We start from the raw sequence: 12,603 nt of genomic DNA on the forward strand, positions 1-12,603 counted from the left end.
CGCTGGTTTCAGCGCTATTATTTTGTCCATAGATCTAAAGCGTTAAAAATCACAGAGCAAGTGTAATAACTCGAATTACTTTTATTATCTCTATTTTGTATTCATGCAATGCTAATACATCACCACTTAATGATGCAGTCAGTAGTTTAGAGTCCCCTATTGATGGGGTGTTCTCTCTGAATGATTGAAACAAATGTACACTCAATTTACAGCTATTATGGAGACACCTTTTCTTAGTGGTAACCCGCCATGTCTGCTTCTGTCATTGCCCGCCGAGAGAAAACTATTGTCCTTCAGATTGAGGTGCCTATCAATTCTGGGAACATGCTGAATCTTGAAGATGGTTTGCAGAGAGCACTGAATGAAGCAGGGCAGCTCGGAACCCAAGAGTTACTGAAGCTATTTGAGCCACCTAATAAAGAACCCATCGTCGTTAACCAGCAGAAGTGGAGCTACAAGGGAAAAGTGCTGAAGCACTATGAAACCTTATACGGGCGCGTACCCATGGAACGTTCTGTTTATCAGGGGGTAAGGGGTGGAAGCACTTTGGCACCGCTTGATCTTCGCACTGGAATCGTTGGCTCTGCTACACCCAAATTTGCCAAGACGCTTGCCTGGAAATACAGTCAGATGCCTGCTCCTGCTGTAAAAGAAGATTTTGAAACCAATCATCAAAGAGTACTGTCAAACTCGTACATCAAGCATTTATCCGACAGAGTAGGTGCGTTAGTCGAAGACCTGAAAGACACTCGCTACGACTTGCCATCACTTACAGAACCTGTGGAAACAATCGCTATCGGACTGGATGGCACCTGCATGCTGCTTTGTGAAGAAGGCTGGCGAGAAGCAATGTGTGGAACATTGAGTCTTTATTCTGCGGATGGCGACAGGCTCCACACCATCTATACTGCGAGCTCACCAGAATATGGCAAGCAGGGCTTCACGAGTAAGCTTAACGAGGAAATTGCAGAGCTCAAACGGCTCTATCCAAAAGCGACATATGTTGGAGTAGCTGATGGTGCCAAAGAAAACTGGCGTTATCTTAAACAACATACCACAGCTCAGATACTTGATTTTTATCATGCATCAGAATATCTGGCAGGGGCAGCAGAAGCGCTGTTTCCAACCAGTAAATCAAAGCGGCATCACTGGCTTGAAGACAGGCTTCATAGCTTGAAAAATAAGCGTGGAGCAGCCAGGAAAATACTTGAAGAAATTGAATCAGCCGAGCTTCCGAAAAAGACAATTGCACTGACCGAAAAGCGTTACAAGGCAGTGACCTACTTTACAAACAATCACCATCTGATGAAATATCACCAGGCTCTTAAGCATAACTGGCCCATAGGTTCCGGAGTGACAGAAGCGGCATGTAAGACACTGGTAAAACAACGATTGTGTAGTTCAGGGATGAGGTGGAAACCCACTGGTGCAGAAGTTCTTTTGGCAACAAGATCTCTAATCCAAAGCAAAGGACGCTGGGATCAGCTTTGGTCTAATTTCATGTCTGGGAAAATGTTAATTGACGTATGAGTCAGTTATCAAATTGAGAGAGCACCCTATTGATGAGATGACCGTCGACAATAAAAGCCTGGCAAGAGCATCTAATTCACTTTTTGGCTGCCTTGAGGTTGAGTGGTAAAGCTATTTTTTGAAATACCGATAACAATAAAAATACTTGAGTCGAAAAAATGTTTAAAAAGCATCTGGTAATATTTCTGTTCTGCTTGATGTATCCTTTTTCTTTAAAAGCAGATTTTAAAGGGCTTCCAAAATTGCCAGATTTTGGAAAAGTTAACTCATACTATGATGCCGTCAGAATACTTTTCGATGATCATTTACAAGAGATAGAAGAAATAAAGACTTCTGGCGGCCAGGTTGAAAAAGTCTTTTCTGTTATATCTCTGAACAAAAGATGGTTTGTTAAAATTACAAGAGAAGACTGCGAGTCATGTGAAAACACTCATTTTGATACTGAGTGGAAATTAAAGAAAGAATATAAGAATTATTCATGGCTTGGTTTAAAAAATGCTGAACTGGTATTTCCTGAAAAAGGTGCAACCTTTATTCTGGAAAATAAAAAACATTTGGTTGCCAGTTATGCCTGGGTTCCTGGTGAAACATTATCAGATATTTACAGTAAGTATTTTAACGAAAAAATACGCAAAGAAACCTTGAAGAAAGCATTTTATCGCTACGGGCAGGTTTTATCAGTTAGTCATCTTGACCCTGAAAAGCCTGGTCAGGATATAGATGTCATATTAAATAGATCTGTAAGGCTACATCTTAGTGACAGAAATACCAGGAATGAAAAATATCATGAAGATAAAGATAAAATATATATCTTGGATTTAGCTGATGATGATAGATATATTGGAAGGGAAGTTAAAGTGAAAGAAGAATTGGAGTTGTGGCTATTAAATATGATTGATCTTTATGATGAGCTAGACACCGATGCGAATTGCGGTAGCAATCAAGAATGTCTATTAATCCCTTTTAATAGTTTTGCACAAGGGTACATATCCTCACTTCCAATGTACAGTTCCAATGTTATTCTGGCTATGCTGAAGACAAAATATTTAGAAATAGTAAAAGATATTTGCAAAGCCGGTTATTCTGAATTTTGTTTGCTGGAAGACAGTCTGAGGGCTGACAAAGGGCGTGGCAACTGATGCTTGTAGCAAAGGTGGCAAACACACTGAGTCATGATATTCCCCCGATAAAATGGACACAGGTCTGCAGCTAAATTGCCACTTAAGTATTCTAACGGAGATCGGTAATTTAAGAGGGGGGCTTCGAGTCAATGGATTTATGAAGTAGAACGACGCAAGAGCCAGAGTCGAGATATTTATCGACTCTGTTCAAGTGAGTTGGCTCTAATGTCCTGGTCGGTCGATCAGCGTACTTTCTGCAGCCAATTAGCCAAGATGATCAATGGTTTCTGACAACTGTTTCAAAAGCTTTTGTAATGCACCTCTATTACCTTCCACAAATCTTTGAGCCTGGCTGCCCATCTTTTTTCTGGCTGCATCGTCTGTCAGCAGATCGTATACGACTTCTGCCAGTTGTTCTGAGTTCCGAATGGTTTTCATACCGCCAGCGTCTTCTAGCTGTTGGCTGATATCTGTGAAGTTATAGACGCTGGGACCGGATAAAACAGGTATCCCCAGGGCGGCGGGCTCCAGCATATTATGACCTCCGTTCTTAATCAGACTACCCCCGACAAAGGCTATGTCTGATGTTGCATACAGCTTCATCAGCTCACCCATGGTGTCGCCAATGATTACTTGGGTATCTGCAGATGTTTCTGTCGCCTGACTGTGTCTTATGGTGATGAACCCGAGACTTTCTGACAGTTCAAAAACACGGTCAAAGCGTTCGGGATGTCGGGGAACAAGCAACAACAGAGTATCGGATAATTTCTCGTGCACTTTGCGAAAAGCATCCAGAACCGGCTTGTCTTCGCCGTCGTGGGTACTGGCAGCTATCAGTATTTTTGTCTTGTGGCCCAATCCCGATTCCCATGTGGATTTAAGCAAAGCTGCACTGTTGTTGATCTCATCATCCACAGACATATCAAACTTGACGCTGCCGGTTATGGCCAGACGTTCAGCAGGCAAGCCCAGTTGTTTGAATCGTTCACCGTCATTCTCGGTCTGGCAGGCCACCTGATGGATGTTCTGCATCATATTTCGAGTCAGCGAGCTCAATTTTGCATAACCCCGGGCCGACTTCTCTGACAACCGGGCATTGATGATAACCACGGGAATGTTTCTGGCTTTACAGGCGGCAATGGTGTTGGGCCATAGCTCTGTTTCCATGATTAAAGCCATTTTGGTGTGAGTCCGATTTAAAAAACGGTTTTGCACGTCTGGCAAATCGTAGGGGCAATAGACATGAGAAACACGGTCACCGTATATTTTTTTAACACGCTCGGAGCCGGTGGGTGTCATGGTGGTGACGACAAAGCGGTAATTGGGGTATTGATTCATCAAGGCTTTAACCATGGGCGCACTGGCTATGGTCTCACCCACAGAAACGGAATGGATCCATATGACGGGTTTGTCATTGGGCAACTTTTTGATAAAACCAAAGCGTTCACCCCAGCGATGACCATATGCAGGAGATTTTCTAGTGCGCAGAATCAGCTTGATCAGGACAGCGGGCACCAAAAGGTACAATAAAAGTGAATATAAGTATCGACTCATGCTCGGGCTGGATTCGTTAGGAGTTGGACTACCAAGTATGTTAACAGATAGAGCCTGACCCGAAATAGATTTATGAGTCGAATCTGTCCAGCTTTCAGTGATGGGGGCTTTCGAACACTGATGTAACCCATGGAGAAATGATGCTGGACATCAAGAAAGCGCTTGCATCCATCCACTGAACAATATCAAACTGCCTCACCTTATTGTCAGGACTGCCATTCTCGAACTTATGAATCACTCAATACCGCCCGGGCGACGGACTCTCATGGTTCAGGGAACCACCAGTGATGCGGGGAAAAGTGCGCTGGTTACCGGACTTTGTCGAGCTTTCAGCAGGCGGGGTATTCCAGTGGTTCCCTTCAAACCACAGAACATGGCTCTGAACAGTGCGGTGACCGAGGATGGCGGCGAAATTGGCAGAGCCCAGGCGCTGCAGGCATTAGCGGCGGGTCTTGAGCCCCATACAGATATGAATCCGGTTTTGTTGAAGCCTAACTCCGATACAGGTGCACAGGTGATCGTCAATGGACGTTCTATCGGTGAAATGAATGCCCAGACCTATCATGAATTCAAACCGAGGTTGCTGGAGTGCGTCCTCGAATCCTGGCGCAGGCTGGCAGAGCAATACCGTTTCGTGCTGGTTGAAGGGGCGGGAAGTCCGGCAGAAATCAATCTGCGTGACAGGGATATTGCCAACATGGGGTTTGCCCAGGCCGCCGACTGTGCGGTCATTATTGTTGCTGATATCGATAAAGGCGGGGTTTTTGCCCATCTTTATGGAACATTGGCACTATTGTCAGAATCAGAGCAAAGACGGGTAGCCGGTTTTGTGATCAATCGCTTCAGAGGTGATATCAAGCTACTGGAATCGGGACTGGAATGGCTCGAGAAAAAAACGGGTAAGCCGGTGCTGGGTGTGCTTCCTTATCTTCATGGCCTGCATCTGGAGGCTGAAGATGCAATTGAGTCACAACAGGTTTCTCATGATAATGATTCAGTTTTACAAATTGCGGTGCCTATACTGACCCGTACCAGTAATCACACTGATTTTGATCCCCTTAGGCTGAGACCTGATGTTCAGATTCACTTTGTTGGCAAAGGCGAACCCATTCCTCCGGTGGATCTGATTATTATTCCCGGTACCAAAAATACCCGGACTGATCTCGACTATCTAAGAGAGAATGAATGGGATCAGGATATTCTCAGGCATCTGCGATATGGCGGAAAGCTGATGGGCATCTGCGGAGGCTATCAAATGCTCGGCAATATTGTACATGACCCTCAGGGTATCGAAGGAGAACCTGGCAGCACTGAAGGATTGAGGTTGCTGAACCTGGAAACCACAATAGCCCCCCAAAAGCAGCTGAAACAGGTGGCTGGTTGTCTCTCTCTTCCCGATATGGAAAAGGTTCCAGTGACCGGTTATGAAATTCATGCGGGTATTACCCGGGGTTCGGCTCTTGATAATCCTCTCATTCAACTGAAACAGGGGGTGGACGGTGTCATGTCTGAAGATGGCCAGATATTTGGTACTTATTTGCATGGCATTTTTGAAACAACGGCAGCCTGTAATGCCTTTTTAACCTGGTCTGGTCTCAGGCAATTAGCGACAGTGGACTACGAAGCGCTCAGGGAAGAAGGTATTAATAGAATGGCGGATGCTGTTGAGCAGAATATTGATTTGAACAAATTGTTAGCTGTTTATCAGTGAAAAATATTTCGTTACTTCAAATAATTACGTCTGAGGGAATATTTAAGATGACAGAAGAGCGCAAGGGCTATCGGCTGACCAAAATTTATACCCGTACTGGTGATAAGGGAACCACCCGGATTGGCAGTGGTGATGTTCTGTCAAAAGCGGATGATCGGATTGAAGCTATTGGCTCCGTTGATGAGACAAACAGCTGGATGGGTATGTTGCTAAATGTGCTCAGGCAGTCTGATGACTTGACCGAGTCGCAGCTGAGACGGGTCAGCGAGATTCAGCACAGGCTGTTTGATGTCGGTGGAGAGTTGGCCATGCCCGGATATCAATTGATTCAGGAAGAGCATACGACAGTCATGGAGACATTGATTGACGAGTTGAATGAAGATTTACCACCATTGAAAAATTTTACATTGCCCGGTGGCGGGGCTGCCGCCTGTCATTGTCATATGGTAAGAACGGTTTCGCGCAGGGCCGAACGTGCTGTGGTCCGATTGCGTGAATCTGGTGTCGACATTAATGCCCCTCTCATTACCTTTCTCAACAGGCTGTCCGATGTGATGTATGTGCTTTCAAGGCATTGTGCCAGAAAGAACGAAGGAGAGGTGCTATGGCAGCCCTCTCCCAAATCAAAAGTTCAGGGTTAATGTCGCCTTTCTCAAGAGGGGTGAATTAATACGAAAGTTCGGGTAATATGCCCGACCTTTACGAAGGTCCCACGGTGGCAACGGCAGCGCATAAAAAGTGCTGACATGTTCAGACGCTGTGGATTGTTTGCGAAACGGTCTATTATCCGCTTGCGAACGATAGGGAACGGGGTTTTAAACCCGGCTGTGCCCGCAACTGTGACGGAGTAATGCGTTCTCAAGAAAGCCCCTGGAGGCTTTCTAAACCACTGGATTCAAGCTCCGGGAAGGTGAGAAAAGCATGTTGATCCCGGAGCCAGGAGACCTGCCTTCAGTAAAGCAACCATGGAAGCTCTGAGCTATAGAGCTTTCTAACCGGGCGGGTCACCTGGCGGTTGGGAAAATTCATATCTTCCCCGGAAACTGACAAGTCTTTGAGCAAGAGAGACAAGTCAGAATAATTCTGCGGTTGGAACTTTGTGTCTGGCCGACTGTCTGCCGCCCTGAGAAACATCGATCTCAGGGATTCCATGAGGCATCTGCATCAAACAAGTCGAGAACGAAGTTGTTCATCACTCGGGAAGGCTGTCGCAAAAGTGCTGCGCTTCGCTGAAGGGTATCTTCTGTCTGCTACCTGGCTGGCTGCTTTTGTAATTTCTGGTCATACGACATTGTTGCAGGCAGCACAGGTTTGCGTAAAAGACGACCTGAAAAGGGAAGTCTGTGCCCCCAAATCCGTCAAAAAAATAGTCAGCCTTTCTCCCGGTTCAACAGAATTGATCTATGCTGCAGGAGCAGGTAAGCAAGTTGTCGCAGTCGATGATCACAGCGACTACCCTCCCGCAGTCGCTAAAGTACCCCGAGTAGGTGGCTTTCCCAATGTCAGCATTGAAGCCATTGCTGCTATGAAACCAGATTTAGTGGTGGCCTGGGCAGGAGGCAACAGCCCGAAAGTGACGTCAAAGCTGGAGTCACTGGGTGTCAGGGTTTTCTACATTGATCCGCTAAGCTTTCCTGAGATCGCATCGGTCATCAGGCGCTTGGGCAGGCTGTTTGGTACCTCTGCGGTTGCGGATAAAGAAGCCAAAAGGTTTCTGGCTCGTTATCAATCCATCAAGAAAAAATACCAGTTTAAAAAGCCTGTCACTGTCTTTTATGAGATCTGGAACAAACCGCTGATGAGTATCAGCAGGAACCAGATTATCGGGCAGGTGATAGAGCTTTGTGGTGGCCAAAATATTTATGCCGACTCAAAAATAAGGGTACCCAAAGTCAGCATGGAATCCCTTCTTGGCAAGAACCCAGAGGTTATTGTCAGCTCCAGCAATCTTAAAGACGGTAAAGCTATCGAAGAGCGCTGGTCGAAATGGAGCGATCTTCAGGCAGTGAAACAGCACCATCTGATTACCGTGCCGGGCAATTTGATATCCAGGCCAGCACCCCGGGCTCTGGATGCTGCCGAATCCCTTTGCCAACAACTCGAGAGCGTCAGAAAAGAAAGTCTTGCCGGGGCTTCAAAGACGCCAGCAAACACACACAAGGAATAATCCCATGTCCCACACATTGCGTATTGCAGTCGCTCTGGCCACAGCAGGTCTGGCTGGCACGCTTCAGGCCAGTGAAGAAATTATCAAGCTGGAGGAAGTGGTTGTGACAGCCTCCAGAACTGCTCAGTCTGTGGATGAGGCTCTGGCTCCGGTTACTGTAATTACGCGGAAAGAAATTGAGCGTAGTCAGGCGACAGATGTTACCGAGCTTCTAAAGCAAGTTCCGGGTGTTCAGGTCAATAGAAGTGGTGGACCTGGTGCTTTATCGTCTGTATTTATTCGCGGAGCCAGTTCTTCACAGACACTGGTGCTGGTTGATGGACAGCGATTGAATAGCCCTACTGCTGCGACACCTGAGTTTCAGTACTTAACTCCAGATCAGATTGAAAAAATTGAGATTGTTCGTGGTCCCAGATCTAGCTTATATGGAGCTGATGCGATTGGTGGCGTTATTCAAATATTTACACGAAGAGGCCTGGGAGATCCGAAGCTGACAGTTAAAGCCGGTGCAGGTAGTAGAAAGACCAGTGATATTGGCTTGAACTATGGTGGTGAGGTTAATGGTACCCGCTTCAATATAGGTGCTAGCCTCTTTGAAACTGGCGGATATGACTATACGAATGACAATTATTCTGTAAATTCAGGTGTAAACCTGGATGATGATGGATTTAGAGATAAGTCATTCATTAGTCAGCTATCACATACTTTTGAGACAGGAACTGAGTTGGGCTTTAGTTTTATACATAATCAGGGAAAAACGGAGTTTGATGGATATACGACTGATGATTTGTATGAAAATTACCCTTATAGCGCCTACACAGAGTTTAAATCTTCAACAGCAAATGTTTACGCTGTAGTACCTGTTTCAGAGTCAGCTATTACCAGAGTTAACGCTGGATACTCTGAGTTAGAGAGTAAGCAGCTCGGTAAGAATGTTGATGCAAATGCCCCTTATACACCAAATTATTATGATACCAAACGTTACTCAATAGCGGCACAAGGAGATATCTCTTGGCTTGATGATCAGCTTTTGACACTTGGCGCAGATTATTACAAAGATGAAGTTGATAGTAGCAATAGATACTTTAATCCTGAAACGAATAAGAGGGTTGATTCTCGATACAACGCAGCGGTATTTGCTCAGAATCAATCTGACTTTGGCTGGAGTGATCTGCAGGTTGGGCTGCGCAGAGACAAAAATGAGTCATTTGGCTATAGCACAACTGGAAATATAGCTTGGGGTGTTGATTTGACTGAAAACTTCAGAATCGTTGCCTCCTATGGGACAGCCTTCAGAGCACCTTCATTTAATGATCTCTACTATCCAGACGCTGGGAATCCCAATATTAAGCCAGAAACTTCAAAAAATGCTGAGTTAGCTCTGAAGGGGCATCATGCGATTGGTAACTGGTCTGTTGCCATTTTTCAGAATGATATAGAGGATCTTATTGCTTGGGCTCCTAGTGCTGCCGACCAAAATAAATGGGTGCCTTCTAACGTTGACGAAGCCAGAATTAAGGGTATTGAAGCTGTTGTTCAAAAGAGAATTGATGATTGGAACATCAGAGCATCAGCAACTGTTCTAGATGCGGAAGATACCAAAAGGGATAAGGTTCTTGTCAGGAGAGCTGAGCAGTTTGCGACGCTTGATGTTAACAGGCAGCTTGGCCTTTTCTCTCTTGGTTCGTCTGTTAGAGCACAAGGCCACTCTTATGATGATGTCGACAATAAAACACGTTTAGCTGGCTTTGTAACCGTAGATATTAGAGGTGGATATAGGGTAACCAAAGAACTTCTTACAGAGCTGAAAGTGGTTAATCTGTTCGACAAGGATTACCAAACAGCAAATGGTTATAAAAGTGAGCCAATAGGTGTGTTCCTCACTCTGATTTGGACTCCTGAATTGTAAGTCATTTCTTGTACGACTAGCGTCTTTCATGTATTGAGCAAGCTCTCACTCTCTTCCCCTAGAGTGAGAGCTTTTTTATAAGGTAGTCAATATGGCACTTAAAAAATCCAAAGACGTCCGGGAACTATGCTATCCCTTCATTTACGAGCATTCACCTTTGTGTGATCACGAAATTATTACCGATGAGCTTTGTACGACACTGGGCGGAGCTATCTATGAGCTGGAAGGAGATGAAAGGTTCAGGGATATCTACGATTTTCTCTGCGAACTGCAGCCGAAAATTTTTCATCTTAATGCGTCTATCCGGGGTAAGCAGGCCATCTTTGAAGAGCAGATAGAATGGCTCGCCGGGTATTTTGATCGTTATCAGGAAGAGATTGCCGGGCGAATAAAAGGTTTTGTTTTACCTCGCGGACCTCGACCCGTTCAGTTGCTTCACTCCTGTCGTTCGCTCAGTAAAAAAGCGATCAGAGCCATGGTTCTGGTGGATGCTGAAGGCATAGAAGTTCCGGATGTTCTGCACCGCTTTGCCAACATGCTTTGCAATCTCTTTTTCAGATTAACGGTGGTGATTAATGGACGACTGGGGATCACAGAACCTGAGTATTTGAGCAAGAGTTACAAGTCCAAGTCACCCTCAAAGTTAAAGCAGGAGTCCAGGAAAAAGGTTGTGTAATCAGGAAAGTTCGATTTAGGATAGAAAGTAGGCTCAGAATAATAAAGAAATTGGAGGCCGTGGTAAGAAAAGGACTTTCTTTTCACTACTTTTACGCTCATGGCTGTTTAAGTGCCTGTAGCTGTTCAGGCGTTCTATTTCAGAATAAGAAAGGCTGTCTGCAAGTCGTGAAATCAGCCTGTCGTCATGAGATTTTTAACTTAAACTTATCAATTAGGTGACCGATAAAGGTTTATTCCCACAGATTGAAAAATGGAGGAGCAAGGATGCTTCTTGTTGTTGCTGTTGCCTGCCTGATTGTTGCTGTTACTGCTATTCTCTCGGTTATTGAATCTGCCATTATTTATGTTGATGATCTCAGGTTAGCCACAATTCTCAGACACAAGCCTGTTAACAAGGCCGACATTAAATACATTATCAAGAACAAGGAGGCTCATTTGTCCTCCATGGTCATGTTGATCACGCTGATCAGTATTGCCGGAAGTTCGATGATAGGAGCTATTGCTGCCAGACATTTTAATGACACCGGTTTGGCCATATTCACTGCTCTTCTGACCTACTGCATGTTGGTATTTGCCAAAATTTTGCCAAAACTCTTTGCGGTTCAGATGGCAGAGCCCGTACTCAATCATTCTGCCCGTTTCGTAAGAGTTATCTGTTTTCTGCTTCGGCCAATGCTCAAGATGACGCTGGTCTGGGCCAGACTGTTCAGGATTGAGAATACTCAGGAGCCCAGTCGGGACGAGCTGAAAGGCATCATTCGTCACTTCAATAAGTCCGGCGTGATAGAACGTGAAGAGCGTAAAATGGCAGAGCTGGCCCTGAAAATGAACCAGAAGACTCTGGCAGCCCTGACCACTGAAGATGGTCCTATGGTCTGGCTTGCCTCTGACTCCAGAGTGCAGGACATTCAGGCATTCATTTGCCAGCATTCCTACAAGCGCTACCTGGTTGTGAGCGATGGCGAAGTAGTGGGTATTGTACACTATCGTCATATCACTAGCTGTCTGGTTAATGGCCTTGCCGATAAAACGGTTGGAGAGTTGGCCAGACAGGTTGTTTTCCTGGAAGAACAGTGTACGTTGCTGGATGCCATAAAGGCTTTTGGCAAGGCCCGGGCCTCTGTCGCACTTCTTGCCGGGCGGAATCCGGAACAGACCCGAATGATCACTGCCAAACAGGTTTATCGAGCTATTCTACAGGCTTCCTGAGTCTGTAGAACCCCGCAATTCCCACCTCGTTGCCTCCCCTGAAACACGTATTCATGCATCGATAACTGAAAACTGAATGACAGTTTTTATGTGTTTGATTTTTATTTCTTTGTTCTGAAACTATTTAATTTGTCATAGCGTATATTCAGCCAAGAGGATAATGATTTTTTTCGAATATCAAAGAGGTAAAGCAAATGACCAGGACAAATCACTTATCTTTAGCTGGAGGCGTATGGGCCAGATTGATCATGGCTCTGACGCTGGTTTTTTCGATGCAGGCTATGGCCGAAGACGAGATTTATACCGGGCTTTTCAGCGACAAGGCTGTCAGTGGCTACGACCCGGTGGCTTACTTTACTGATGGTAAGCCGGTAAAAGGTTCCGATAAATTTTCTACCCGCTATAAAGGGGCTACCTGGTACTTCAGCAGTGAAGAACATAAAAAGCTGTTTTTGGAGTCTCCGGAAAAGTACGCCCCTCAGTATGGCGGCTATTGTGCATGGGCTGTGGCTCAAGGTAAGACTGCCAGTGCTGATCCTCAGCAATGGACCATCGAAGATGGTAAGCTTTACCTGAATTACAATAGTTCCGTTCAGAAAAAATGGCTCAAGGATAAGAAAAACCTGATCAATAAAGCTGATGATAACTGGCCGAAAGTGATCAATTAAAGCTTATCAAGTTCCGAGTAAAGTCTGGTTCGCTGGCGATCTGAGACTTTACTCAT

At 45.3% G+C, this 12,603-nt stretch carries 10 protein-coding genes and 1 riboswitch; of the genes, 9 read left to right on the top strand and 1 reads right to left on the bottom strand.

Annotated features, from left to right (window positions below; genetic code table 11):
• The first annotated feature begins 249 nt into the window (after nucleotides 1–249).
• Together ACOMG9_RS05370 and ACOMG9_RS05375 are read left to right on the top strand one after the other, a co-directional pair.
• On the top strand, nucleotides 250–1,530 hold the full coding sequence (locus tag ACOMG9_RS05370; RefSeq protein ID WP_494529308.1) for an ISKra4 family transposase: 1,281 nt from the start codon (nucleotides 250–252) through the stop codon (nucleotides 1,528–1,530).
• Between the two features lie 158 nt (nucleotides 1,531–1,688).
• Nucleotides 1,689–2,669, top strand: coding sequence for a hypothetical protein (locus ACOMG9_RS05375; protein WP_494529902.1), 981 nt, complete (start codon nucleotides 1,689–1,691; stop codon nucleotides 2,667–2,669).
• A gap of 246 nt (nucleotides 2,670–2,915) precedes the next feature.
• On the opposite strand, the gene waaA is transcribed toward ACOMG9_RS05375, so the two are convergent.
• Nucleotides 2,916–4,205 carry a lipid IV(A) 3-deoxy-D-manno-octulosonic acid transferase gene (gene waaA, locus ACOMG9_RS05380; RefSeq protein WP_448216084.1) on the bottom strand — a complete coding sequence of 430 codons (1,290 nt, stop codon included), beginning with the start codon at nucleotides 4,203–4,205 and terminating at the stop codon, nucleotides 2,916–2,918.
• A 265-nt stretch (nucleotides 4,206–4,470) separates the two neighbouring features.
• Here waaA and ACOMG9_RS05385 point away from each other — a divergent pair, with 265 nt between their 5' ends.
• From ACOMG9_RS05385 to ACOMG9_RS05415, 7 genes are all read left to right on the top strand, one after another.
• Nucleotides 4,471–5,916 (top strand): cobyric acid synthase, encoded by a 1,446-nt coding sequence (locus ACOMG9_RS05385; RefSeq protein ID WP_494529903.1) that lies wholly within the window; start codon nucleotides 4,471–4,473, stop codon nucleotides 5,914–5,916.
• A gap of 47 nt (nucleotides 5,917–5,963) precedes the next feature.
• On the top strand, nucleotides 5,964–6,557 hold the full coding sequence (locus ACOMG9_RS05390; RefSeq protein ID WP_494529904.1) for a cob(I)yrinic acid a,c-diamide adenosyltransferase: 594 nt from the start codon (nucleotides 5,964–5,966) through the stop codon (nucleotides 6,555–6,557).
• A 117-nt stretch (nucleotides 6,558–6,674) separates the two neighbouring features.
• Nucleotides 6,675–6,883, top strand: a riboswitch (cobalamin riboswitch).
• A 132-nt stretch (nucleotides 6,884–7,015) separates the two neighbouring features.
• Nucleotides 7,016–8,083, top strand: coding sequence for a cobalamin-binding protein (locus tag ACOMG9_RS05395; protein ID WP_494529905.1), 1,068 nt, complete (start codon nucleotides 7,016–7,018; stop codon nucleotides 8,081–8,083).
• A gap of 4 nt (nucleotides 8,084–8,087) precedes the next feature.
• Nucleotides 8,088–9,992 carry a TonB-dependent receptor domain-containing protein gene (locus ACOMG9_RS05400; protein WP_494529906.1) on the top strand — a complete coding sequence of 635 codons (1,905 nt, stop codon included), beginning with the start codon at nucleotides 8,088–8,090 and terminating at the stop codon, nucleotides 9,990–9,992.
• A 91-nt stretch (nucleotides 9,993–10,083) separates the two neighbouring features.
• Complete coding sequence (locus tag ACOMG9_RS05405; protein ID WP_494529907.1) at nucleotides 10,084–10,668, top strand: cobalamin adenosyltransferase family protein; 585 nt, start codon at nucleotides 10,084–10,086, stop codon at nucleotides 10,666–10,668.
• 266 nt (nucleotides 10,669–10,934) lie between these two features.
• On the top strand, nucleotides 10,935–11,879 hold the full coding sequence (locus tag ACOMG9_RS05410) for a CNNM domain-containing protein (RefSeq protein WP_448216089.1): 945 nt from the start codon (nucleotides 10,935–10,937) through the stop codon (nucleotides 11,877–11,879).
• A gap of 194 nt (nucleotides 11,880–12,073) precedes the next feature.
• Nucleotides 12,074–12,547, top strand: coding sequence for a YHS domain-containing (seleno)protein (locus ACOMG9_RS05415; protein ID WP_494529908.1), 474 nt, complete (start codon nucleotides 12,074–12,076; stop codon nucleotides 12,545–12,547).
• Nucleotides 12,548–12,603 lie beyond the last annotated feature (56 nt).

This window comes from Endozoicomonas sp. PH6C (genome assembly GCF_059322965.1).